General features: G+C 61.0%; 24 protein-coding genes. 9 read left to right on the forward strand and 15 right to left on the reverse strand.

Going from position 1 to position 24,574, the window contains the following annotated elements; genetic code table 11:
- Positions 1-80: 80 nt before the first annotated feature.
- Positions 81-572, reverse strand: coding sequence for an Lrp/AsnC family transcriptional regulator (locus DSM14862_RS15815; protein ID WP_040700737.1), 492 nt, complete (start codon positions 570-572; stop codon positions 81-83).
- Positions 573-636: 64 nt separating this feature from the next.
- Here DSM14862_RS15815 and ehuR point away from each other — a divergent pair, with 64 nt between their 5' ends.
- The 8 genes from ehuR (at position 637) to doeB (ending at position 8,657) form a co-directional block, all read left to right on the forward strand.
- Positions 637-2,019: a MocR-like ectoine utilization transcription factor EhuR gene (gene ehuR, locus DSM14862_RS15820; protein WP_040700738.1), complete on the forward strand. Its 1,383-nt coding sequence runs from the start codon at positions 637-639 to the stop codon at positions 2,017-2,019.
- Positions 2,020-2,150: 131 nt separating this feature from the next.
- A complete protein-coding gene (locus DSM14862_RS15825; RefSeq protein ID WP_007118288.1) occupies positions 2,151-3,161 on the forward strand; it encodes a TRAP transporter substrate-binding protein in 1,011 nt (336 codons plus the stop codon).
- Between the two features lie 77 nt (positions 3,162-3,238).
- A complete protein-coding gene (locus DSM14862_RS15830) occupies positions 3,239-3,877 on the forward strand; it encodes a TRAP transporter small permease (RefSeq protein WP_007118289.1) in 639 nt (212 codons plus the stop codon).
- Between the two features lie 3 nt (positions 3,878-3,880).
- Positions 3,881-5,167, forward strand: coding sequence for a TRAP transporter large permease (locus DSM14862_RS15835; protein WP_007118290.1), 1,287 nt, complete (start codon positions 3,881-3,883; stop codon positions 5,165-5,167).
- A gap of 12 nt (positions 5,168-5,179) precedes the next feature.
- Positions 5,180-5,620 carry a universal stress protein gene (locus DSM14862_RS15840; protein WP_007118291.1) on the forward strand — a complete coding sequence of 147 codons (441 nt, stop codon included), beginning with the start codon at positions 5,180-5,182 and terminating at the stop codon, positions 5,618-5,620.
- Positions 5,621-5,637: 17 nt separating this feature from the next.
- Positions 5,638-6,429: an aspartate racemase/maleate isomerase family protein gene (locus DSM14862_RS15845; protein WP_007118292.1), complete on the forward strand. Its 792-nt coding sequence runs from the start codon at positions 5,638-5,640 to the stop codon at positions 6,427-6,429.
- Between the two features lie 60 nt (positions 6,430-6,489).
- Positions 6,490-7,671, forward strand: a complete 1,182-nt coding sequence (gene doeA / locus DSM14862_RS15850) for an ectoine hydrolase DoeA (protein ID WP_007118293.1) — start codon at positions 6,490-6,492, stop codon at positions 7,669-7,671.
- Complete coding sequence (gene doeB / locus DSM14862_RS15855; protein WP_007118294.1) at positions 7,668-8,657, forward strand: N(2)-acetyl-L-2,4-diaminobutanoate deacetylase DoeB; 990 nt, start codon at positions 7,668-7,670, stop codon at positions 8,655-8,657. The genes doeA and doeB overlap by 4 nt, the downstream gene beginning before the upstream one ends.
- A gap of 21 nt (positions 8,658-8,678) precedes the next feature.
- On the opposite strand, the gene DSM14862_RS15860 is transcribed toward doeB, so the two are convergent.
- The 13 genes from DSM14862_RS15860 to DSM14862_RS15920 all read right to left on the reverse strand — a co-directional run bounded on the left by DSM14862_RS15860 (position 8,679) and on the right by DSM14862_RS15920 (position 22,018).
- A complete protein-coding gene (locus DSM14862_RS15860) occupies positions 8,679-9,638 on the reverse strand; it encodes an ABC transporter ATP-binding protein (RefSeq protein WP_007118295.1) in 960 nt (319 codons plus the stop codon).
- On the reverse strand, positions 9,635-10,612 hold the full coding sequence (locus DSM14862_RS15865; protein WP_007118296.1) for an ABC transporter ATP-binding protein: 978 nt from the start codon (positions 10,610-10,612) through the stop codon (positions 9,635-9,637). Before DSM14862_RS15865 ends, DSM14862_RS15860 begins: the two co-directional genes overlap by 4 nt.
- A 3-nt stretch (positions 10,613-10,615) precedes the next feature.
- The gene (locus DSM14862_RS15870; RefSeq protein WP_007118297.1) at positions 10,616-11,521 is read right to left on the reverse strand and encodes an ABC transporter permease subunit; all 906 of its coding nucleotides are present in this window, start codon (positions 11,519-11,521) and stop codon (positions 10,616-10,618) included.
- On the reverse strand, positions 11,521-12,528 hold the full coding sequence (locus DSM14862_RS15875) for an ABC transporter permease subunit (RefSeq protein WP_007118298.1): 1,008 nt from the start codon (positions 12,526-12,528) through the stop codon (positions 11,521-11,523). The genes DSM14862_RS15870 and DSM14862_RS15875 overlap by 1 nt, the downstream gene beginning before the upstream one ends.
- Entirely contained in the window at positions 12,522-13,631 is a 1,110-nt protein-coding gene (locus tag DSM14862_RS15880) for a M24 family metallopeptidase (protein ID WP_007118299.1), read from the reverse strand. The genes DSM14862_RS15875 and DSM14862_RS15880 overlap by 7 nt, the downstream gene beginning before the upstream one ends.
- Positions 13,632-13,709: 78 nt before the next feature.
- Positions 13,710-15,302: an ABC transporter substrate-binding protein gene (locus tag DSM14862_RS15885; RefSeq protein ID WP_007118300.1), complete on the reverse strand. Its 1,593-nt coding sequence runs from the start codon at positions 15,300-15,302 to the stop codon at positions 13,710-13,712.
- A gap of 64 nt (positions 15,303-15,366) precedes the next feature.
- On the reverse strand, positions 15,367-15,957 hold the full coding sequence (locus tag DSM14862_RS15890; protein ID WP_007118301.1) for a helix-turn-helix domain-containing protein: 591 nt from the start codon (positions 15,955-15,957) through the stop codon (positions 15,367-15,369).
- Positions 15,958-16,158: 201 nt separating this feature from the next.
- A complete protein-coding gene (locus tag DSM14862_RS15895; RefSeq protein WP_007118302.1) occupies positions 16,159-16,965 on the reverse strand; it encodes a metallophosphoesterase family protein in 807 nt (268 codons plus the stop codon).
- Positions 16,962-17,750 (reverse strand): ATP-binding cassette domain-containing protein, encoded by a 789-nt coding sequence (locus DSM14862_RS15900; protein ID WP_007118303.1) that lies wholly within the window; start codon positions 17,748-17,750, stop codon positions 16,962-16,964. Before DSM14862_RS15900 ends, DSM14862_RS15895 begins: the two co-directional genes overlap by 4 nt.
- Entirely contained in the window at positions 17,743-18,717 is a 975-nt protein-coding gene (locus tag DSM14862_RS15905) for an ABC transporter ATP-binding protein (RefSeq protein ID WP_007118304.1), read from the reverse strand. Before DSM14862_RS15905 ends, DSM14862_RS15900 begins: the two co-directional genes overlap by 8 nt.
- Positions 18,714-19,532 carry an ABC transporter permease gene (locus DSM14862_RS15910; RefSeq protein ID WP_007118305.1) on the reverse strand — a complete coding sequence of 273 codons (819 nt, stop codon included), beginning with the start codon at positions 19,530-19,532 and terminating at the stop codon, positions 18,714-18,716. Before DSM14862_RS15910 ends, DSM14862_RS15905 begins: the two co-directional genes overlap by 4 nt.
- Entirely contained in the window at positions 19,529-20,473 is a 945-nt protein-coding gene (locus DSM14862_RS15915) for an ABC transporter permease (protein WP_007118306.1), read from the reverse strand. The genes DSM14862_RS15910 and DSM14862_RS15915 overlap by 4 nt, the downstream gene beginning before the upstream one ends.
- A gap of 51 nt (positions 20,474-20,524) precedes the next feature.
- Positions 20,525-22,018: an ABC transporter substrate-binding protein gene (locus DSM14862_RS15920; RefSeq protein WP_007118307.1), complete on the reverse strand. Its 1,494-nt coding sequence runs from the start codon at positions 22,016-22,018 to the stop codon at positions 20,525-20,527.
- 238 nt (positions 22,019-22,256) lie between these two features.
- Here DSM14862_RS15920 and DSM14862_RS15925 point away from each other — a divergent pair, with 238 nt between their 5' ends.
- Positions 22,257-23,387, forward strand: coding sequence for an NAD(P)/FAD-dependent oxidoreductase (locus tag DSM14862_RS15925; protein WP_007118308.1), 1,131 nt, complete (start codon positions 22,257-22,259; stop codon positions 23,385-23,387).
- On the opposite strand, the gene rlmN is transcribed toward DSM14862_RS15925, so the two are convergent.
- Positions 23,384-24,565, reverse strand: a complete 1,182-nt coding sequence (rlmN, locus tag DSM14862_RS15930) for a 23S rRNA (adenine(2503)-C(2))-methyltransferase RlmN (protein ID WP_007118309.1) — start codon at positions 24,563-24,565, stop codon at positions 23,384-23,386. The two genes, DSM14862_RS15925 and rlmN, sit on opposite strands and share 4 nt — an antisense overlap.
- Positions 24,566-24,574: the final 9 nt, after the last annotated feature.

Genomic DNA, 24,574 nt, shown 5'->3' on the forward strand with positions numbered 1-24,574 from the left:
CGCGGGTTTGACTGAAATTAGCAGACCACGCCGGAGGTTCTGCGGCGCGAACGGCCCGCGACCGGAAAAACTACGGTTGCTCAGTCTTCGCCATCTGGCAGCAGCATTGAAAGCGGCAACGGCGCGGATTTGACGGATTTGGTCACGATATAGGTGAAATAGCGCGTCAGCCCGGCCTGCTGATCCAGCAGCGCATCCATCAAGCGTTGGTAGCTGTCGATGTCGCGGGTGACGACCTGCATCAGATAGTCAAAACCGCCGCCCAAAGCCCAGCACTGCACGATCTCATCATGTTGCGCGATGACCGCCTCAAACCGCTGAAACGCCTCGGCGCGGTGATTGCCCAGTTCGGCCTGCACAAAAACAGTGACATGCGGTGCAATGCGGCGCAGGGCGACATGGGCCTGATAGCCGGTAATGATGCCCGCAGATTCCAATCGCGCCAGCCGTTCGCCGCAGGCGGTGGCACTGAGATTAACCTTGTCGGCAAGCGCAGATTTGGCGATGCGCCCCTCGCGAGAGAGGATCGACAGCACCGCGACATCGCGTTTATCCAATTTGACAAAGCTCATGCCAGTTTCATGAGAGCGCAGGTCAGACTTGTCAATTGTCATGATTGTGGTGATCATCCCGATCATGACAAAATGGCGCCCAGACCCCGGATCCCTGACCCGGCCTGCCTATCGATCACTCGTTCAGGCGATTGAAACAGCGATTCAGCATGGGGCGCTCAAACCCGGCGACCGGATGCCGACGCAGCGCCAAATGGCCTTTGACCTGTCGCTCAGCGTCCAGACCGTCAGCCGCGCCTATGACAAGCTGGTTGAGGCGGGCAAGATCGTTGGCGAGGTCGGGCGTGGCACGTTTGTGCGGGCGGCGAGCGATGATATCTCGATGCCCTTCGTCAGCCGCAAGGCCGCCGGGCGCTTGCTGGATATGTCGATACTGAAGCCGGTGCTCGACCACGCCCATGAAGAGGCGATGCAAAAGACGCTCCGTGCGTTGGCACGCTCTTTGCCCCGCGCCGTGATGGGGGACTTTCGCCAAGACCTGCGCACCGGTGACGGCAGCAGTTCGGTGCGGCGCTGGCTGTCGCTATGCGGTCTTGATCTGGACGGTATGGCGGTGATCCCCACCAACGGCAGCACCAGCGCCATGACCATAGCGATCATGACAGCCGCCCAGCCCGGCGATCTGATTGTCAGCGAAGACATCGGCCATCACACCCTGCGCCCACTGGCGCGGTTCCTTGGTATTCGACTGCAAGGTGTCACCGTCGACGCGGGCGGCATCTGCCCCGAGGCGCTGGAGCGGGTCTGCGCGAAAGAGCCCGTCAAGGCCGTCTACCTCATCCCCAACGGCGCCAACCCACTCGCCTTTACCATGACCGAAAGCCGCCGTGCCGCCGTGATTGAGGTCGCGCGGCGTCATGATGTGCTGATCATCGAAAATCAGTCGTGGGGCCCGCTGCAAGACGCCCCGCCCCCTCCAATGGCGATGATGGCACCCGAACGGGTGCTCTATTTCACCAGCCTTACCAAATGTCTGATGCCGGGGCTGCGGGTTGGTTATCTGGTGGTGCCTGATCATCTAAGCGCCTCTGCCGGGAACCGGCATATGGCGACCAACTGGATGGCAACCAACCTGATGACAGAGATCGCATCCCATTGGATCGAAGACGGGACCGCCAATACTCTCTTGAACCGCCAACAGCTTGCCCTGCGCGACCGGGCCGATTTTGCCGCCAATGTCTTTCGCGGCCTCGACATGCGGACCAGCCCCAATGGCCTGCACCTTTGGTTGCCCTGTAGCGATATCTATGAGGAAGCCGCACTGGTCAAATCGCTGCACGAAAACGGGATTGCTGTGGCCAGTGGTGCCAGTTTCGCCATCGGTCCCCCGGACCGACATCCGGGGCTGCGCCTGGCCATTGGGGGGCAATCCTTTCCTGAATTTGCCCGCGGGATTCGCATGATCGATGCAAATCTACGCAACAGGGCCAGACGTGCGGGACTGTAAGAGCGGCGCAAATTGTCATGGATCAATATTCACATTGACATGATTGGGATCGGTTTAAATGATCTAGCAGTCAGGACATTAGTTTCGCTGCGGCCTTTGGGCTGCGCGGACAATAAATGAAAGGGAGTAATATGGCTATTTTCAAAACTGTTATCACCGGGGGTATCCTCGCAGCCGTGACGAGTGTCGCAGGCGCGGCCTCGGCAGACACATGGCGCTATGCTTTCGAAGAAGCACTGGACGAGGTGCAGGGCAAATACGCCCAGAAGTTCAAAGAAGAAGTTGAAGCGAACTCCGACCACGAAGTTCAGCTTTTCCCATACGGCACCTTGGGTGAATCCGTTGACACGATGGAGCAGGCGCAGGCCGGCATCCTCCAGTTCGTGGACCAATCCCCCGGCTTTACCGGCGCGCTGATCCCCGAAGCGCAGGTCTTTTTCGTGCCCTACCTGCTGCCGCAAGATGGTGAGCAACTCAACGAGTTCTTCCGCACCTCCAAGGCGATCAACGAGATGTTCCCCAAGCTCTATGCTGATCAGGGGTTGGAACTGCTGACCATGTTCCCCGAAGGCGAGGTCTGCATGACCACGCAAGAGCCGGTCAAAACGCCCGAAGACCTCAACGAGGTTAAATTCCGCGTCATGACCAACCCGCTCTTGGTGGAAAGCTACAAAGCCTTCGGCGCGACACCGACACCGCTGCCATGGGGCGAGGTTTACGGCGCGATGCAGACCGGCATCATCCAAGGCCAAGAAAACCCCGGCTTCTATCTGGAATCCACCAAGATGTATGAGGTGACCGAGGTCATCACCTGCATCGGCCACAACAACTTCACCACTGCTGTGATGGCCAACAAGGATTTCTATGACGGCCTGTCCGATCAGGACAAAAAGGTCGTGGAAAACGCATCCGACGCGGCATTTGAGTACATTCTCGAATACCAGTCCGGCCTGCAGGAAAAGTCGCTCGAAAACATCGCAGCGGCGAAGCCTGACATGCAGATCAACATCTTGTCCGAAGAAGAGCGCCAGCCCTTCAAAGACAAGGCTGCATCGGTTGAAGCAACCTTCATCGAGATGACAGGCGACAGCGGCAAAGAGATCCTTGAGCAGTTCAAGGCTGACCTCGAAGCCGTCAAATAAACGCATCCTTCCACCCTCCGGCCTATTGCCGGGGGGTGGCTTTATTTATACGCGATCCATTTTGAACCATTCACGGGATGACGCCGGTGACGGAAGACAACCACAGTTCGCAGCTGCAATCGCAGACAGACACCACCGGCACCGATGACGCCCCTGTGGGCCCCTATAAATCCACCCTGCCCGGCCCTTTGGGCACAATCGACAACGCGATCAGCTGGCTTGAGTCTGTGATGCTCGCCGCTGGTGTTTTGTTGATGGCGGCCAATACGATTGCCAATGTGGTGGGCCGTTTCGTCTTCCAAAGCTCGATCTTCTTTTCTGAAGAGCTGAACAGCATCCTGATCATTCTCATCACCTTCGCGGGCATCTCCTATGCGGCGCGGCACGGGCGGCATATCCGCATGTCGGCGATTTTCGACGCCCTGCCCCCGCGCCCCCGCAAAGTGCTGATGATCTTCATCGCCTTTGTCACCGCCGTCTTCATGTTCGGCCTTGCGTGGTACGCGCTGCAATACATCATGACCCAAGCCGGACGGGGCCGCCTACTGCCCGCCCTGCAGGTGCCGGTCTGGTGGACGTTGGTCTGGGTGCCCGTCGGGTTCTTCATGACCGGGCTGCAGTATCTTTTGACCGCGATCAAAAACATCATTGAGCCGGACATTTACCTGTCGACCAGCGTTCTTGAAGGCTACGACGACAACGAGCGGGAGGTCTAAACGATGGGCATTACCATTTTCTCCATCATGGTTGTCCTGCTGCTGCTGGGCTTTCCCATGATGATCCCGCTGATCGTCGGTGCGTTTGTCGGTTTTTACTCTCTCTTCGGCGGCTTCGGCCAGTTAGAGACCATGGTGCAGCAGATGATGGCGGGCGTTCGCCCTGCCTCTCTGATCGCGGTGCCGATGTTCATCTTTGCCGCTGACATCATGACGCGGGGCCAATCTGCGGGGCGGCTGATCGATATGGTGATGTCCTTCGTGGGTCACATGAAAGGCGGGCTTGCGGTTGCCACGGCGGCGGCCTGTACCATGTTCGGCGCGGTCTCGGGCTCCACGCAGGCAACGGTGGTCGCGGTCGGCTCCCCCCTGCGGCCCCGGATGCTGAAAGCCGGCTACAAAGACAGCTTCGTGCTGGCGCTGATCGTGAACTCATCAGATATCGCCTTCCTGATCCCGCCCTCCATCGGCATGATCATCTACGGCGTGGTCTCCAATACCTCGATTGCTGAGTTGTTCATCGCGGGCATCGGGCCGGGGCTGCTGATCCTTGCGCTGTTTTCGATCTATTCGGTGATCTACGCCTATCGCCACAACGTCCCCACCGAAGAAAAAGCCACATGGGGCGAGCGCGCCCGCGCAGTGCGGCAAGCGCTTTGGCCGCTGGGTTTCCCGGCGATCATCATCGGCGGCATCTACGGCGGGGTCTTCTCTCCGACCGAAGCGGCGGCGGCCTGTGTGCTCTATGCCATCTTCCTTGAGATGATCGTTTTCCGCGAGATCGACTTGGCCGGCATCTATGAAACGGCCAAATCCACGGGCCTTATCACCGCCGTTGTCTTCATCCTCGTTGCGGCGGGCGCGGCCTTCTCTTGGGTGATCTCTTTCGCACAGATCCCGCAGGCGATCTTGGCGGGCATCGGGATCGACAGCATGGGGCCAATTGGCGTTCTGTTCGTGATCTCCATCGCCTTCTTCATTGGCTGTATGTTCGTGGACCCGATTGTGGTGATCCTTGTCCTCGTGCCGATCTTTGCGCCGGTGGTCGACTCCGTTGGCCTTGACCCGGTTCTGGTCGGGACGGTCATCACCTTGCAGGTCGCCATCGGCTCGGCCACGCCGCCCTTTGGATGTGATATTTTCACCGCCATCGCGGTCTTCAAACGCCCCTATATGGAGGTTATCCGCGGCACCCCGCCCTTCATCGTGATGCTGCTGAGCGTGTCTGTCGCGCTGATCTTCTTCCCACAGATTGCCCTATTCCTACGCGATCTGGCCTTTGCGAAATAAGAGGAGAGCGTCATGTTCACCCATATCCTCGCCCCTTATGACGGCTCGATCAATGCGGATCGGGCGCTGATGAAAGCGGCTGAGCTGTCCAAACTAACTGGGGCGAAGGTGACATTGCTGACGATCTACCGGCACCATTCGATGCTGGAGGCGTCGCTTTCGATGGTGCGGGTCAACGACCCCGGCAATATCGACGACGCGATGCAGGCCCACTCGACCGAGATCATCAACCACGGCAAACAGCTGTTGAAAGACGCCGGCGTTGAGAATGTTCGCGCCTTTGTCCGCTCGGGCCGGCCTGCGCGCGCCGTCACCGAATTTGCCAAGAAACATGATGCTGATCTCATTGTCATCGGCTCGCGCGGGTTGGGGGCGACAGGCGATAGCTATCTTTTGGGTTCAGTGTCACACAAAGTCACAGGGCTCGCGAAATGCCCCGTGCTTGTTGTCTAGCGTAAAGGAGTATTCAGGTGCCACCCCCTGTGCAAAGCGAAACGCTTCAGTGCCGTTTGCGTGAGGATGATCCGGTGCGCCTCGGCGCGATCCTGTTGTCGACCGACATGACGTTTGAGCGCGATGCCGCGCGGTTGATCGACCCCGCGCAGGCCGCGCTGCATGCGGCCCGGATCGCCTTTGAAAACCCCACAACGCCCGACCGCCTCCGCGCCATGACCCCCGATCTGGCCCGTACCGCATCGCTGCTGGTGCCGGGCGTCAAACTCTCGGCCGTGGCGTTTTGCTGCACCTCTGCCTCGGTCGCCATCGGCAACCCGGCAGTGCGCGCGGCGATCGGCGAAGGGCTCCCCGGCGTGCCCGTCATCACCCCCGCCTCTGCTGCCATCGCGGGCTTTGCCGCCCTTGGCGTGAAGCGCGTGGCGATGCTGACCCCCTATCTGCCCGACACCGCAGCCCCCCTCGCCGCCTATTTCGAGGAACAGGGGCTTGAGGTCATGCGCAACGGCGCCTTCGGGCTGGAAGACGACCGCGACATGGCGCGGATCGACGACGAGAGCATCATCAACGGCGCCACCGCACTGGACGGACCAGAGGTAGAGGCATTTTTCCTCTCCTGCACGTCCCTGCGCGGCGTCGACGTGATTGACCGGATCGAAGCCGCCTTGGGCAAACCGGTCGTGACCTCTAACCAAGCGCTGTGCTGGGCGTTGCAACGGATGGGCGGGCTGACGGGCCGCCCCGATGGCTATGGCCGTCTGTTCGACTGCGACATGCCAAGCGCCCACGCGCAAGGCATCATCCCGTGATCCCGGCCCCTCTGGCCGGATCACATCACCCGGATAACCAGACATGAAAGGGGCAGGCCTATGACCACGTATGAGGCGAATTTTACCAACAGCGAGTACCAGCGCCGGGTTGACCGAACGCGCAAGGTCATGGCCGCGCGCAACATGGATGCGATTGTGGTTAGCGACCCGTCGAACATGTCGTGGCTCTCGGGCTACGACGGTTGGTCGTTCTATGTCTTCCAAGCGGTGATCCTGACCCATGAGGGCGAGCCGATGTGGTGGGGCCGCGGTATGGACGCGCTTGGCGCACGGCGCACCGTGTTTATGGAGGACGACCGCATCCGGGGCTACGACGACAGCTATGTCCAAAACCCCGAGAAACATCCAATGGAAGACCTCTCGGGCCTCTTGAGCGAAATGGGCCTCGAGAACGCGCGCATCGGCGTGGAGATGGACAACTACTATTACTCCGCCCGCGCCCACGACACGCTGAAAACCAAACTGCCCAAGGCGACCTTCATGGATGCCACATCATTGGTGAACTGGGAACGCGCCGTGAAATCCGAGCGCGAGATCGAATATATGGAACGCGCCGCCCGGATCGTCGAAGAGATGCACGTCCGCATCCTCGAAGTCGCCGTGCCGGGGATGCGCAAGAACGATCTGGTGGCCGAAATCTACGCCACCGGCATTCGCGGCGCGCAGGGCTTTTGGGGCGACTATCCGGCCATCGTGCCCATGGCCCCCTCCGGCATGGACGCCACTGCCCCGCATCTGACGTGGGACGACCGCCCCATGCAGCCCAATGAAGCGACCTTCTTTGAGATCGCAGGCGCGCACCGTCGCTATCAGTGCCCGCAATCGCGCACGTTGTTTTTCGGGGATGTGCCACAGAAATACCGCGACGCCGAACAGGCGGTGCTTGAGGCCATCGACGCGGGGCTGGAACAAGCCAAGCCGGGCAATAAGGCTGAGGACATCGCCAACGCCTTTAACAAGACGCTGAACAAGGCCGGGTTTGAGAAGGACAGCCGCTGCGGCTATGCCATCGGTATCAGCTATCCGCCCGACTGGGGCGAGCGCACGATCTCTTTCCGCCGCGGCGACACGACGATCCTTGAGCCGAACATGACCTTCCATTTCATGCCCGCGCTCTGGCTGGATGATGGCGGGCTCGAAATCACCGAGCCGATCCGCATCACCGAGACCGGCCATGAATGTTTCTGCACCACACCGCGAAAGTTGTTTGTATCCGCATGAGTAAATCCCCCATCACCCCGACCATCCCGCTTGACCAACCCGGCGCGCACCACGGTTTCTTGCGCCTGCCCTACAGTCGCGATGACAGCGCGTGGGGGTCTGTCATGATTCCGATCACCGTCATCAATGGCGGCGACGGGCCGACGGCGCTGTTCTCTGGCGGCAACCACGGCGATGAATACGAAGGGCCGATTGCTTTGCAAGAACTGGCGGCGACGTTGGACCCCTCGGAGGTCTCCGGACGCGTCATCATCTTACCGATGATGAACATGCCTGCCTTCGCCGCGGGCCGCCGCTGTTCGCCCATCGACGGCGGCAATATGAACCGCAGCTTTCCGGGCCGCCCCGATGGCACGGTGACCCAAAAGATTGCGCATTACATTGCGACTGAATTGGTACCGCTTGCGAATGTGGTGCTCGATTTCCATTCCGGCGGGCGCACGCTCGATTTCCTGCCCTTCGCCGCCGCACATATCTTGCCCGACAAGACGCAAGAGGCCGCCTGTATGGCAGCGATGCAGGCCTTCAACGCGCCCTATTCGATGAAGATGCTAGAGATCGACAGCGTCGGCATGTTCGACACCGAGGTTGAGGAGCAAGGCAAGGTGCTGGTCACCACCGAGTTGGGTGGCGCGGGGACTTCGACTGCCAAGAGCGTCGCCGTGGCCCGCAAAGGGGCGCGGAACCTGTTGATCCATGCGGGGATATTGCAGGGCGAACCGGAGGTGGCCGAAAGCATCACGCTCGATATGCCAGACGGGCGCTGCTTCACCTTCAGCGAGGCGAATGCGCTGCTGGAGCCGCTGGTCGATCTGGGGGATGAGGTCACCGAAGGCCAGCCCATCGCCCGGCTCTGGCGCAGTGACCGCAGTGGTCAGCCCGCGCTCACGGCGCATGCGCAGCTGAGCGGTATCCTGACCGCCCGACATGTGCCGGGTTTGGTCAAGATGGGCGATTGCATCGGCGTCGTAGCGCAGGTGGTCTGACCCCGAAGGGTCAGACTGGGGTCACTCGTCGACCGGGAAGTAACAAGCCGCCGGATGGGGCGTGCCTTCGAGAACGGGGCGCTCTTTCCGGCAGACATCCTGCACCTTCCAACAGCGCGGCGCAAAGGGGCAACCCTCGGGGATCGCCAGTGGCGAGGGCAACTCGCCTTGCAGCTTGATGCGCTCTTTGCCGCCTTCGGGATCGGCGCGTGGCGTCGCGGAGAGCAGCGCCGCCGTGTAAGGATGGCGCGGATTCTCAAAGACTTCGTCCTTCGGCCCCTTCTCAACCGCGCGGCCCAGATACATGACGATCACATCATCGGCGACGTGGCGCACGACTGACAGGTCATGGCTGATGAAGAGATAGGCCAGCTGCATCTTTTCCTGAAGGTCCACCAACAGGTTCAAGATCGCCGACTGAATCGACAGATCAAGCGCCGAGACAGGCTCGTCCAACACCAGCACCTTCGGGTCCAGCATCAATGCCCGCGCCACCGCAATCCGTTGGCGTTGACCGCCCGAGAACATATGCGGGTAGCGGTCGTAATGCTCGGGCCGCAGACCGACAAGACGCAGCATCTCGCGCGCTTTTTCCTCACGCTCTTTCTTGGACATGTCCTTGCGGTTGATCACCAGCGGCTCTTGCAGGATCGTACCGATCTGCTGGCGCGGGTTGAGCGAACCGTAGGGGTCTTGGAACACGATCTGCACATGCTGGCGCAGGTCGGCCCAATCCTCAGGCCGTACCTGTTTGCCGTCGAGCGTGAGCGACCCTGCGGTCGGCTCTTCGATCATCGTGACCATACGCGCCAGTGTGGATTTGCCACAGCCGCTTTCGCCCACAACGGCCAGCGTCTTGCCGGGGTGCAGTTGGAAATCGAGGCCCGCGACGGCCTTGAGCGTCTGGGTCTTGCGTAGGAAGCCGCCACCAACCTGATAGTGACGCTCCAGCGCGTCGGCGGTCATTACGGGGGCAGTCATGACGCGACCCTTTCATCGGTGTTAAGCGGATAGAAACAGCGGGCCTTGCCAAGCTCTTCGCTCAGCGGCGGCGGGTTCTGGTTGCGGCATTTGTCGTTGGCGAACTTGCAACGCGGCGAGAACAGGCACCCGGCAGGCCGATCGAACTGACCCGGTACAACGCCGGGGATCGTCGGCAAACGCTTCTCGGTTGCGCGTTCGGGCAAGGCATCCAGCAGCGCCGCCGTGTAAGGGTGGTGCGGCTGGCGGAAGAGCGGCAGCACCTGCTGTTCTTCGATCTTTTGGCCCGCGTATTGCACGCTTACCCGCTCGGCGGTTTCGGCAACCACGCCCATGTCGTGGGTGATCAACACCAGCCCCATGCCCGTCTCTTCGCGCAGGGAGGTCAGCAGATCAAGGATCTGCGCCTGAATGGTCACGTCGAGCGCGGTTGTCGGCTCATCCGCGATCAACAGCTTGGGTTTGCAGGCAATCGCCATGGCGATCATCACACGCTGGTTCATCCCGCCCGACATCTGGTGCGGAAACACCGACAGACGCTTTTCCGGGTCCGGGATGCCAACCTGCTCAAACAGCTCAATCGCCCGCTTGTGCCGCTCGGCCCGGTTCAGGCCGAGGTGAAAGCGCAAGGATTCCTTGATCTGCCAACCCACCGGAAAACAGGGGTTGAGCGAGGACATCGGCTCTTGGAAGATCATGGCAAGGTCATTGCCGACGATCTTGCGGCGGTCGCGGTTGCTCATTTTGAGCAGGTCGTGGCCGTCAAAGGTCAGCTCATCGGCGGTGACAGTCGCCGTCCAAGGCAGCAGGCCCATCAGTGCCAACATCGACACCGATTTTCCCGAGCCACTTTCGCCAACAATGGCGAGGATTTCGCCCGTGTCGACATCTTGGTCGACCGAGTCCACAGCACGGAACTTGCCCGAGGCGGTGGCGAAATCGACCGAGAGGTTGCGGATACGCAGAAGAGACATCAATCAGCTCCGCTTCAGTTTCGGATCAAGGGCGTCGCGCAGACCGTCACCCATGAGGTTGATCGCCAGCACGGTGACGAGGATCGCAAGGCCGGGGAAGGTCACAACCCACCACGCCCGCAGGATGAACTCACGCGCTTCGGCAAGCATGGTGCCCCATTCGGGTGTGGGCGGCTGTGCGCCCATGCCGAGGAAGCCAAGCGCGGCGGCATCAAGGATCGCGGTCGAGAAGGACAACGCAGCTTGCACGATGATCGGCGCAAGGCAGTTGGGCAGCACGGTCACGACCATCAGCCGCAGCGTGCCAGCGCCGACAACGCGGGCCGAGGTCACATAGTCCTTCTGCCGCTCAGACAGCACACTCGCACGGGTCAGACGCACATAATGCGGCTGCAACACGATGGCGATTGCGATCATCGCATTGGTCAGCGACGGCCCAAGGATGGCGACCAGCACCAGCGCCAGCAGCAGCGAGGGGAAGGCCAAGATGATGTCCATGATCCGCATGATGATCGTGTCGAGCCACTTGGGCGCAAAGCCCGAGATCAAGCCGACAATGATCCCGCCAGAGGCGGCGATAGAGACCACGACGATGCCAACAAAGAACGAATAGCGCGCGCCGACAATCAGGCGCGAGAGCATATCGCGGCCCAGCGGGTCGGTGCCAAGGATATGGCTCCACGTGCCACCGTCCTGCCAGACAGGAGGCTGCAACGTCGCGGCGCGGAACTGTTGGGTTGCGTCATGCGGGGCGATCCACGGGCCAAACAGCGCCAGAAAGGCAAAGATGGCAAAGATCCACAGCCCGATTACCGCGCCACGGTTTTCACGGAAATAGAACCAGAATTCGCGCAAGCGGCCGGGGCGCGCGTGCACCATTTCGGCTTCGGCGGAGAGTGCGTCGTCCATTAGCGTTTCCTGATCTTGGGGTTGATGATGCCATAGAGCATGTCAACGGTGAGGTTCACGACCATGACCATGACGGCGATCAGCAGCAGGCCACCCTGCACCACCGGGTAGTCGCGGCGGAAAATGCTGTCGACCATCCACTTGCCGATGCCCGGCCAGCTAAAGATCGTCTCGGTCAGAATGGCGCCCGCAAGCAGCGTACCGACCGACAGGCCGATCACGGTGATGACGGGGATAAGTGCGTTGCGCAGCGCGTGGATGCCGTTGATCCGGCCCGGTGACATGCCCTTGGCGCGCGCGGTACGGATGTAATCTTCGCCCAGCACTTCAAGCATGGCCGAACGGGTCTGCCGCGCGATCACGGCCAGCGGGATGGTGCCCAGTACGATGGTCGGCAACAACAGGTGTCTGACCGCCGAGACAAACGCGCCCTTCTGCCCAGAGGCAATACTGTCGATCAGCATAAAGCCCGTGGCGTCGGGGAAGTAATAAAGCAGATCAATCCGGCCCGAGACCGGCGTCCAGCCCAAGTTGCCCGAGAACACGATGATCAGCAGCAGCGCCCACCAGAAAATTGGCATCGAATAGCCCACCAGTGCGGTCGACATCAGCGCCCGGTCAAAGAACTTGCCCCGGTTCACCGCAGCAATCACCCCCGCGGGCAGACCCAAGGCCACCGCAAAGATCATCGCACAGATCGACAGTTCCAACGTCGCCGGGAAAAGCGAAAAGAACTCATCCCATACGGGCCGTTTGGTGACAAAGGAGTTGCCCAGATCGCCCTGCAGAACGCCGGTAAAGTACTCCCAGAACTGTACATAGATCGGGCGGTCAAACCCAAACTGCTGTTGCAGTTCCAAGTAGCGTTCGTCTGAGATGCCCCGCTCGCCTGCCATGACGACGATCGGGTCGCCCGGCAGCATGCGGATGAAGGCAAATGATATCAGCGTGACGCCGATAAAGGTCGGGATGAAGGTCGCGAGGCGCGACAAAACATATTTCAGCACGGTAACACCATCAGTTCCTTCGGAAAGTTGGTCAGGGATTTGTAGCCATCTTCGGTGATCAGCACGTCATCTTCGATGCGCACCCCAAAGTTGCCGATCTCATAAAGGCCGGGTTCGTTGGTGTACACCGTTCCGGCGGGTAAAGTCATGTGGTTGCCGCGCATGATGTAAGGCGCTTCATGCACGTCGCGGCCAAGGCCATGGCCTGTCTTAGTGCGGATGCGGTCGGCGTAGGGCGAGGCTTCGAGCACGCCGGTCACCACATCGTCGATCTCATGCGCGGTGACGCCTGCGCGGGTTGCGTCGAGGCCGGCGAGGTTGGCGCGCAACACGGTGTCATAAACCTCGCGCCCTTCGTCGCTGACGTGGCCAAGGAAAACAGTGCGGGTGATGTCAGCGGCAAAGCCGTTCTTGCGCGCACCGAAGTCGATCAGCAGCGCATCGCCCGCTTTGACGCGGTAATCTTCGCGCGCTTTGGCATGCGGGCGGGCCGAGCCATCCCCCGCCGCGACAATCGGCGCAAAGGACAGATCATCCGCCCCTTCGGCAAAAACCATCTGCACAAGTTTCTGTTCGATCTCTTTCTCGGTCTGGCCGAGCTTCACAGAGTCGAGCGTGGCGCGCAGGGCACGTTCGGAAATGTTAATGGCCTCTTGCAGGGCGGCAACCTCGGCCTCGGTCTTGATCATGCGCGGCGCAGAGATTTCGCGCTCGGCGTCGATGATCCGCAGATCGGGCTGCGCTTTCTTCAGCGCGTGATGCACAAAGACGCGCATCACTTGGCCCTCAACGGCCAGCGAAGTGATGTTCAGATGCTGGGTCATCGCGGCAAAGGCATCGTCATAGCCTGTCTGGTCGCGCCAATCGAAAACGGCACCCTCAAAGCCAACTAAGTCCCAGCTGCCCAACTCAAGGTTCGGCACCAATGCGGCGGCGGGGCCGCGCGCGGGGATGACCAGAACAAATGGGCGCTCGTGGCTCATAAAGGCATGGTCGACAGCGCGGGTAAAATTCGGGCCGGGCACCAACGCCACGGCGTCCACCGATAGGTCAGCGGCGATATTGGCATAGGCCGACAGGCGATCATTCAGAGAATTGGACAAGGTAGGGCTTCCCGGCGGGTGAGGTTAATAAAATGGGGACGGCACAGAATGCCGCCCCCCTTGATCATAGCGGCAGGGTTACTGCTTCAGGCCAACTTGGTTGAAGATGTGGCCACCCAGCGGGTGCACGACATAGCCTTCAACTTCGGGACGCATGGTCATGTAGACGACCGAATGCGCGATGGTGGCCCAAGGAGCTTGGTCCTTGAAGATCTGCTGCGCTTTTTCGTACAGCGGCGCACGCTCTTCTTGGGTCGGCAGAACCTTGGCTTTCTGGATCAGCGCGTCGAATTCCTCGTTGCACCACTGGGCGCGGTTGGATTTCTCTACACCGTCACAGCCCAGCAGAACCGCGAGGAAGTTGTCTGGGTCGCCGTTGTCACCGGTCCAACCCAGCAGCACCGCGCCATCACGGTCTTTGGACTTGGAACGCTCAAGGTACTCACCCCATTCGTAGGAGACGATTTCAACATCGACGCCAACTTTGGAGAAGTCTTCCTGCATCAGCTCGGCCATACGGCGAGCATTGGGGTTGTAGGGACGCTGAACCGGCATCGCCCAGATCTTCATGGAGAGGTCGGTGACGCCTTCTTCCTCGAGCATCGCCTTGGCGGCCTCGGGGTCATAGTTGTCGTCTTCGATGGCGTCGTTGTAGGACCACATGGTCGGCGGGATCGGGTTCTTGGCGATTTCGCCGGAGCCCTGGAATACCACGTCGATGATCGCCTGCTTGTCGATCGCCATGTTCAGCGCTTTGCGGACATTGGCGTTGTCAAAGGGCGCTACCTGCGTGTTGTAAGCCAAATAGCCAACGTTCAGGCCTTCCTGCTCCATCACGACGATGTCTTCGGCGTCTTTCATCGCCTGAACATCGGCAGGGTTCGGATATGCCGTCACGTGGCACTCACCCGCCTGCACTTTTTGGTAGCGGACCGAAGCGTCGGGCGTGATCGCGAAGATCAGGCTTTCGACTTTGGCTTTGTCGCCCCAGTATTCGTCGTTACGCAGGTAACGGATGACCGCGTCTTTCTGGTAGGCTTGGAACTGGAACGGGCCAGTACCGATAGGTGCTTGGTTCAGCATCTCGGGCGTGCCAGCTTCGAGCATCGCGTCGGCATATTCCTTGGACACGATCGAGGCGAAATCCATGGCCATGTTGGCGATGAAGGGCGCTTCGGGGCGGGTCAGGTTGAAGACGACGGTGTAATCGTCGACCTTCTCGATGCTCTCGACGAGGTCGGGCATGGACATGCCGCCGTAGTATTCCCACGTGCCGCCGGAAACCTGGTTGTAGGGGTTCTCTTCGTTGCCCTGACGGTCAAAGCTAAAGATCACGTCGTCGGCGTTGAAGTCGCGTGTCGGCGTGAACTGGTCGTTGGAGTGGAATTTAACACCCTGACGCAGCTTGAAGGTCACTTTCATACCGTCTTCGCTGACTTCCCAGCTTTCGGCCAGTGCAGGAACAACTTCGGTCGTGCCGACTTTGAACTCGGCCAGACGGTTGTAGATCGGGTGGCTGGAGGCGTCGAAGGTGGTGCCGGCAGTGTAGAGCGCCGGGTCAAAACCCTCGGGCGAGCCTTCGGAGCAATAGACCAGCGATTGGGCCGATGCCGCTGTGGCACCCAGTGCCGTCAGCAGGGCCCCAGCGGCCAGTTTTTTTGTAAATGACATAATTTTCTCTCTCCTGATTGGTTTGTTTTTTGGCAGCGGTTTGTCCGCCGCAGGTGATACGCCCTTACGGGCGAGACGACGCGAATGCGGTGGCTATTGCCCCTTCATTCGGACGTATTCTATTGGCGCCAGCGACCTGTTCGTACTGCATCCGACCGACCCAAAGCATGCGCGCGGGCTTGTCTGTTTTGTTCGACCAAGAATGAGGGCTGCTGCCGAGGTAATGCAGGCTGTCGCCGGGCCGCATGATGTGCTCTCCGCCATCGACGACCTGTGCGATCTCTCCTTCAAGGATATAGATCACCTCTTCGCCCTCATGCACGACCTCTTCCGAGGCATAGCCCGGTGGCACGTTCATGATGTAGGATGACAGCTCATGGCCGGGAAAATCCGCGCCGAGCTTTTCATATTCGATCGAAGACCCCGACACGGCAAAACGCTGACGTTCATCCGCGCGGGTCAGGCTGTCTTGGGTCTTGGGGGTATGGATGAAAAAGCCAACTTCGACCTGAAGCGCGACGGCAATCTGCGACAGGGTGCCCAGCGATGGCGTGGCGAGCCCACGCTCAACTTGGCTGAGATATCCGACCGACACGCCAGAGGCTTCGCCCAACTGCTGCAACGTCAGGGACAACCGGTGGCGCTGCTTACGCATACGCGCGCCAAGTGTGGATACACTATCGCCATTGGCAGTCGGCAAATTCACCCTCCCCGTGAACAGCAATCCGATCTTGCGCCGGATATCACTTTTTCTTGTATCGTTGTGTGAGATTAAAAAGGTTGAGGGTCAACAATAATTTTTTTACTGCGGCGCGGCATGAGAAGAATGCTGCGGCTGCAGGCGGTGGATGTCGTTCTACTCAAAGGATTTTAGCTGGGCCTCATCAATCCGTGCCAATTCACGCGCCGACGGGTCAAGCGGGGCGAAAGAAACGCTCAGGCCGCTTGGGAGCCAATCACATAGCCCGAATCCGGTGCCCTCAACGATGCGCAGATCGCGCGTCTCGGTTAGATCAATGGTGGAGTGCAGCCCGTTAGAGATCACGACAGGTATGCCATGCCAATGACTGACCCGGTTCACGTGAACATGGCCCGAGAGGACCCCCGCGACGCGCTGGCCCTTCAGCATTTCAGCTAAACGGGCACTGCTGGCCTCATCAAGACTGCCCCACGCCAGCGCCTCGGGATCAACACGCGGCGGGTGGTGGATTACCAAGAGTTTCGCCAGCTCGGGGTGACGCTGCAGCGCTGCCCCGAGGAATTCAAACTGCGCGTCGTCCAGTGCTCCGGCCACCTTGCCCGGCACGCTGCTATCCAGCGTGATGACATGCAGATCGCCCTGTGGCGCATCGTGAAAATAGGGCGCATCCGCCAGCCCCGGCGCAAAGACCGCGTTGAACCCGGCGCGTTTGTCGTGATTGCCAAGCGCCAGCACCAGCGGCGCGTGCATGGTGCCCAGTATGTCGCGCAGCAGTTCATAGCTTTGCTGATCGCCCTGATTGGTCAGATCGCCGCTGGCCACCACGAAATCAGGTTGCGGTGCCATCCCGTTGATCACCTCGACCACCCGGCGCAGCGTGGCGGGCGTGTCGCTTTGCAGATGTGGATCGTTCAGATCGGGGTGCGAGATATGCAGGTCGGTCAGGTGGACGAAACGGGTCATGGGCGTACTCCTGCGGCTTTCAGCAGAGTTTTCGTATAAGGGTGCTTAGGCGCGCGCAACACATCAACCGCCGCTCCGCTCTCCAGCGTTTTGCCGTGCTGCAGCACCAGCACCCGGTCACAGATTGAGCCCACCACCGCGAGGTCATGGCTGATAAACACCATGCCGAGGCCCAGATCATCTTGCAGGTCCATCAAAAGGTTAAGGATTTGCGCCTGCACCGAAACATCCAAGGCCGAGACCGCCTCATCCGCGACCAGCAGCGCGGGGCGCGTGATGATGGCGCGGGCAATGGCGATGCGCTGGCGCTGCCCGCCCGAGAACTCATGCGGATATTTCCCCGCGTCGGCAGGGTGCAGCCCAACCTGCGCTAAGGTTTCGGCGACGCGGTGGGTGATATTCTCCGTCTCGCCATTGGCGTGCAGCGGCTCTGCGATGGACCAGCCAATGCGGCGGCGCGGGTTGAGCGAGCCGAAAGGGTCTTGAAAAACCATCTGAAAGCCGCGCCGCAACTCACGCAATTCCTCTGCGGTCAGGCCGTGCAGATCACGGCCCTGAAACAGCACCTCCCCCGCGTCCGGAGCCTCAAACGCCATGATGAGCCGCGCCAAGGTCGATTTGCCCGAACCACTTTCGCCAACCACGCCCAAGGTCTCTCCGGCGCGCAGCGAAAATGCAGCCCCCTCCAACGCCGTCAGCACGGGTGCCCGGCGCAGCAGGCTCTGCCGCGGCAGCTTGTAGCGGCGGGTGAGGTTGCGGACTTCCAAGAGCGGCACGTCAGTCATGGCGTGCCTCCGGCAATAAGTGACAGGCAGCACCGCGCCCCACGTCGGTCTGCGTAAAGACCGGGCGCTGCGTGGCGCATTGGGGCAGTTCGACCGGACAGCGCCCGGCGAAACGGCAGCCTTCGGGCAGACCATGTAGGGGCGGCACAGAGCCCGGAATGGTGGGTAGGCGCCGCCGCTTTCCATTGGCATCCCGCCCCGCCACACTGGCATCAGGCCGCGCGCCCAGCAGACCCTTAGTATAGGGATGCACAGGCGCTGAAAGCACCTCTGCCGTTGGGCCGCGCTCCACCATGTCGCCGGCATACATCACCACGATGTCTTGGGTGGCACGGGCCACAGCAGCAAGGTCATGACTGATGAAAACCAGCGCCATCTCGCGCTCTTGTGCCAGCCGTTGCAGCAGATCGGTGATCCGCAACGCGACATTGGCGTCCAGCGCGGTGGTCGGCTCATCCGCGATCAGCAGCATTGGGTTGCAGGCCAAGGCCAGCGCGATCAGCACCCGCTGGCGCTGCCCGCCCGACATCTCATGCGGGAACTGCCGCAACCGTTGGTCGGGGTCCGGGATGCCCACCTCTTCGAACAGGCTCAGCACCCGGGCGCGGGCCGCGCGGCGCGTCAGGCCATCGTGCAACAACATCGGCTCCATCACCGTATCGCCCACGCGTCTAAGCGGGTTCAGCGCGGCCATCGGCTCTTGAAACACCATTGCCACCCGGCGGCTGCGCAGGCGCTGCCAGTCCCGCTCCGTCGCGCTGGCCATATCCTGCCCATCAATGCTGAGCCGCCCAGTCAGGCGCGCGCTGTCGGGGGCCATGCCCATGAGGCAGAGCGCCAGCAACGTCTTGCCAGAACCGCTTTCGCCAACAATGCCCAGACGGTCGCCGCGCTCAATTACCAGATTGGCGTCACGCAGGGCCGCTGCCTCGCCGAAATGGGCGGAAAGGTTGGCAAGCTCGATCATCGCGCCCGCACCAGTCTTGGGTCGGTGATATCACGCAGCCCATCGCCCAACAGACCGAACCCGAGTACAGCCGTTACGATACAAAGCCCCGGATAAATCGCCAATTGCGGCGCGAGATACATCAGCGTCTGCGCCTCTGACAACATCCGCCCCCAGCTCGACGCAGGCGGCTGCGCACCAAGGCCGAGGTAGCTCAGCGCCGCCTCGGCCAAAATCGCCACGGCAAACTCGATGGTGGCCTGCACGATGATCGCAGCGGCGATGTTCGGCAGAATGTGATCGCGGCTGATCGCAAAGCGCCCCCGCCCGGCAGCCCGCGCGGCGGCGACATAGTCGCGCGTCCAGATCTGGTTGGCCGAGGCGCGGGTCACACGGGCGAAGATTGGGATATTGATGAATGAGATCGCCATTACCGCATTGGTGAGCGACGGGCCAAAAACCGCTGCCAACATGATCGCGAACAACAGCGCCGGGAAAGCAAAGCCGAGATCGGCCAGCCGCATCACCCCGTCCTCAACCCAGCCGCCCAGCGCCGAAGCCAGGAGGCCCAGTGCTACGCCAATGCTGCCGCCCAAAAGCACCGCCACCAGCGCCACGGTCATCGAATTGCGCGCCGCCGCCATGAGTTGCGCCACAACATCGCGGCCCAGTTGATCGGTGCCCAACCAATGCTCCATTGAGGGTGGCGCGAATTTGGTCGAGATCGACATGGTCTGTGGATCATGCGGGGTCCAGATGAGCGACAGGGCTGCGATGCCGACGACGACGCTGACCAAAACCGCACCCAGAAGAAAGTTCGCCGGAAGCCCCCTCATGCCCGCGCCTTTAGCCGTGGGTCGATCACGACATAAAGCAGGTCGACCACGAAGTTCGCCGTCACCACGATGGCGGCAAAGAGCATCACCAGCGCTTGGACGGTGGGCAGGTCTCGGTTCGCGATGGATTGAAAGATCAGCCGCCCGAGACCGGGCAGGTAAAAGACATTCTCGATCACAATCGTCCCGGTCACCAGTGCTGCAAATTGCATGCCGACAATGGTGACGATCGGCACCAGCGCATTGGGCAGCACATGCCGCCAGAGCACACGACGATGTGACAACCCGCTGGCCCGCGCGGTGCGCACGAAATCTTGCCGCATCACCTCCAACGCCGAAGACCGCGTGACCCGCGCCAGCACCGCTGATTGCACCAGCGCCAACGCTACCGTTGGGAGGATTAAAGACCGGATCGCCGCGGCCGGATCAGACCAACCTCCAAACCCTCCGGGCGGCAGCCAACGCAGTTTGACAGCAAAGAGCATGACCAAAAGGATCGACAGCCAAAAGGCCGGGACCGCGATGCCCAGTTGGCTGAGGAACATTACCCCCCAATCGCCAGCGCGACGGTGCTGCGCTGCGGCGGTGATGCCAAGGCTCAAGGCAAGTACCAAGGTCACCAACATCCCCGCCACGGCAAGCGAAATGGTCATCGGCAACCGCTCTGCGATCAACTCAGCCACAGGTACGCGGAAGGAATGACTGAGACCGAAATCCCCCTGCAGTGCGTTCCAGACCCAAGAGAGATAGCGCGCCACTATAGGCTCATTCAGCCCCAACTGATCGCGCAGCGCGGCCAGTGCATCGTCACTGGCATCCATCCCAAGGATCGTCAGCGCCGGATCGCCGGGCAGCACGTTCATCACGGCGAAAACCACAAGCGACACGGCCAGCAGGGTCAGCACGAAACCAAGCGTGCGGCGGAAAAGGAAATAGGCCACGGGGTCAGGTCCTAAGGCCGCGGCAAATAGGGGGCCACGGCCAGTCAGAAATCAATTGGCGATGCTGACGCCCTTAAGCGGCATGTAAAGTACCGGCGAGGAGGCCCAGTAGCCTTCGACCTCTTGCCGGAACACGCCCAAAAGCGGCAGTTGGAACAGGAATGCGTGGACCGATTGATCCGACAGCATTTGCTGACCCTGCTTTAGCAATTCGTCGCGCTTGGCCGGGTCAACCTCTGTCGTGATCTGCTCCCACAGGGCTGTCATCTCGGCATTGTCATAGCCATAGAAATAATCCGGCCCGCGGGCGAAATTGCCCATGTCGTTGGGGCTGGTGTGGGCGATGATGGTCATGTCGTAGTTTTTCTTCTTGTAGACCTCATCGATCCAAAAGCCCCATTCGACGTTCTCTACCTTGGCATCAATCCCGGCTTCGGCCAGTTCGTTCTGGATGATCTCTGCCGAACGGGTGGCATATGGGAATGGCGGCACGCGCAGGGTCATGGTCTGACCTGCAACGCCTGCATCCTCGAACATCGCCTTGGCTTTTTCGGTGTCATGCGGATAGGCGCCGGTCAGGTCGACATAGGCGGTGCCATGCGGGGGGTAGAAGCTGCCGATGGGCACGGCTTGGCCATACATCGCGCCCTCGATGATCTCTTCGCGGTCGATGGCCGTGGCCACGGCGCGGCGCACGTCGACATTGTCGAAAGGCGGCTTGGCGTTGTTCATGGCAAGGATCACTTCGCCCTCGGTCGAGCCGACGTTGACGCGGAATCGCGGGTCGGCTTCAAACTGCGGCAGCAGTTCCGGTGCGGGGAAACCGGGGAAGGCGTCAAGTTCCTCGGCCATCATCGCGGCGGTCGCGGCAGCGGGGTCCGAGATGAAGCGAAACACCACCTTATCCAGCGCCACATCAGCCGCATCGCGGTGATCGGGGTTTTTGACCAGTGTCAGACGGTCGCCACGGGTCCAGCTATCAAACTTGAAGGGGCCGGAGCCCACCGGGTTGGCATTGTTGCCCTCTGCCGTCTCGGAAGCGACGATGGCACTGTCGCCCTGCCCCATATTGAACAGGAAGAACGCATCCTTGCCGCTGAGCGTGATTTCAACTGTTTGCGGATCAATGGCTTCGACGTTCGTGATCGGCTCGAAAATATCCTTGGAGGGGTTTACGCTCTCCTCACCCATGGCGCGGTCGAAGGAGAAGACCACATCGTCGGCATCCAGCGCGCTGCCATCGTGAAACATCACGCCCTCCGCCAGATGGAAAGTATAGGTTAGCCCGTCTTCGGACACGTCCCAACTGGTCGCGAGGTTCGGCTGCACTTCGCCATTCTCGGCCACGGTGGTCAGCGATTCAAAGACGTTTTGCGTCATCATACTGTCGATGGAGGCGGTGGCATCCGCCGTTGGATCAAGCGAGGTCGGCTCTTGCTGCATGCCGACGACAAGCTCAGCAGCGGCAGCGGCAGCGGCGGACGCCATGAGGCCAAAGGCCAGTGTCAGCGCGGGAAGGGTTTTGGTAAGGGGCAGGTCAAACATGGGGCAGCACTCCTGTTGGCAGGAGCATCAATCGAACCGGCAGACCGGGCGCCCCTTTTTAACAGACTGCGCCGGGCGGGGGCATCCGGTCAACGGCTTTGCGGCTCGGGCGGAAAACTTCATGCAATTGCAACATACTGGCGGGTTTTCCCGCCGCGGCATCCAACCTTGAATTCGCCTGTATCCGCCCTTTTGCCCCGTTGCAGGCGGTGCTAGCCTTTGCGCAAAGGGGACGACTATGAACACCTCCACAACCGGTTTTGACTGCATTGTCATCGGCGCGGGCATTGCTGGCGCCTCTGTCGCGGCGGAACTGGCCAGTGATCGGCGCGTGCTGCTGCTGGAGCGGGAAAGCCAGCCCGGCTATCACACCACGGGCCGGTCCGCCGCGCTGTTTACCGTGACCTATGGGCCTGAGGTGATCCGCGCTTTGTCTCGTGCCTCTGCCGCGTTCTTCAACAACCCGGCCAGCCCGTATCTGGACCACCCGCTGTTAGAGCCGCGCGGGGTGGTATTTGTCGCGCGGCAGGACCAGCAAACCTCACTCGCCCGTACGGCTGAAGAGTTAGGACCGCATGTCACCCCGCTTACCGGGGCCGAGATCGAAACCCTCGTGCCACTGCTGCGAAAGGGCTATGCAACAGCCGGGCTGCGCGACGGGTCGGCGGCAGATATCGACGTGAATGGGCTGCACCAACATTACCTCAAGACCTTCCGCGCAGCAGGCGGCGTTTTGCAGACCAAGGCCGAAGTGCTGTCGCTGCGCAAAGACGGCGATTGGCAGGTCGAAACCCCGCAGAGCCAGTTTCACGCCCCTGTCATCGTCAACGCCGCAGGCGCATGGGCGGATGAGATCGCGACGATGGCCGGGCTCGCCCCCGTGGGCCTGAGCCCGAAACGCCGCACGGCGCTGACCGTGGCCCCGCCCGAGGGCGTGGTGCCAGACCGCTGGCCTATGGTGGTGGATATTGATGAGCAGTTCTACCTTAAGGCCGATGCGGGCAAGCTGCTGATTTCTCCTGCAGACGCGACCCCCTCCGCGCCCTGCGATGCGCAGCCCGAGGAATTGGACGTGGCGATTTGTATTGACCGGATCGAAACCGCATTTGATCTCAGCTTGCGCCGGATTGAGAGCCGCTGGGCTGGTCTGCGCAGCTTTGTGCCCGATGGTGACCCGGTCGCGGGGTATGATCCTGAAGGAGAAGGGTTCTTTTGGCTGGCGGGGCAAGGCGGTTATGGCATTCAAACCGCGCCCGCTCTGGCCCGCGCTGCCGCCGCTCTGGTACGGGGCGAAGATATCCCCGGCGACATCGCCGCCGAGGGGGTTACTGCTGCGGCCCTCGCACGGGACCGCGAAGGGCTGGCTTAACCGCCCATTCCAGCTTCGGCTTCGATCTGCTTGCGCGACTTGCGCGCGCGTTCAGTCGCCGATTTCAGCTGACCGCAGGCGGCCATGATGTCTTCGCCACGCGGTTTACGCACGGGCGAGGCATAGCCCGCGTTATAGACAATATCCGCAAACGCGCGAATGCGGTTGTTCGACGACCGCTCGTAAGGCGAACCGGGCCATTCGTTGAAGGGGATCAGGTTGATCTTGGCCGGGATGCCCTTAATCAGCTCGACCAAGCGATGCGCGTCTTCGTCGCTGTCGTTCACGCCCTTCAGCATGACATATTCAAAGGTGATCCGCTCGGAATTGCTGACCTTGGGATAGGCGCGTAGGGCATCGAGCAGTTCTTCGATGTTCCAACGCTTGTTGATTGGCACCAGCTTGTTGCGCACCTCATCGGTGGTGGCGTGGAAAGACACGGCCAACTGGCAGCCGATCTCGGCGGCGGTGCGGTGAATCTCGGGCACGACGCCGGAGGTCGACAGCGTGATGCGGCGGCGCGAGAGCTGGATCCCCTCAGGGTCCATCGCAATCTTCATCGCATCGCGCACGTTCTCGAAGTTATAGAGCGGTTCACCCATGCCCATCAGCACGATATTGCTCAAAAGACGGGCCTCTTCGGTCCGAGTGCCGGTTTCAGGCCATTCATCCAGATCGTCGCGGGCCACCATGACCTGACCGATAATCTCAGCGGCGGTGAGGTTACGCACCAGTTTCTGTGTGCCAGTGTGGCAGAAGGAACAGGTTAGCGTGCAGCCGACTTGGCTCGACACACATAGCGTGCCGCGGCCCTCTTCGGGGATATAGACCACCTCAACTTCGTGCCCGCCAGCGATCCGAACAAGATACTTGCGCGTGCCGTCTTCGCTTTCCTGCCGGGTGACCACCTCAGGCACTTCGATCACGAATTTCTCTGCCAGTTCAGCGCGGTAGCCTTTGGCAAGGTTGGTCATGGAGTCGAAATCGCGCACACCCCACTGATAAATCCACTGCCAGATTTGCCCCACACGCATCTTCGCCTGCTTCTCAGGCGTGCCGTTTGCGATCAACACATCGCGCATGGCGTCACGGGTCAGACCGACAAGGTTAACCGGCCCCTCGGGCAACTTGCGGGGAAGGGTCATCACGTCTTGGGTGATGGGCGCGGAAGCGGACATTGCAAAGAC

Origin of the sequence: Sulfitobacter indolifex, from assembly GCF_022788655.1 — a bacterium.
Taxonomy (GTDB): Bacteria; Pseudomonadota; Alphaproteobacteria; order Rhodobacterales; family Rhodobacteraceae; genus Sulfitobacter; species Sulfitobacter indolifex.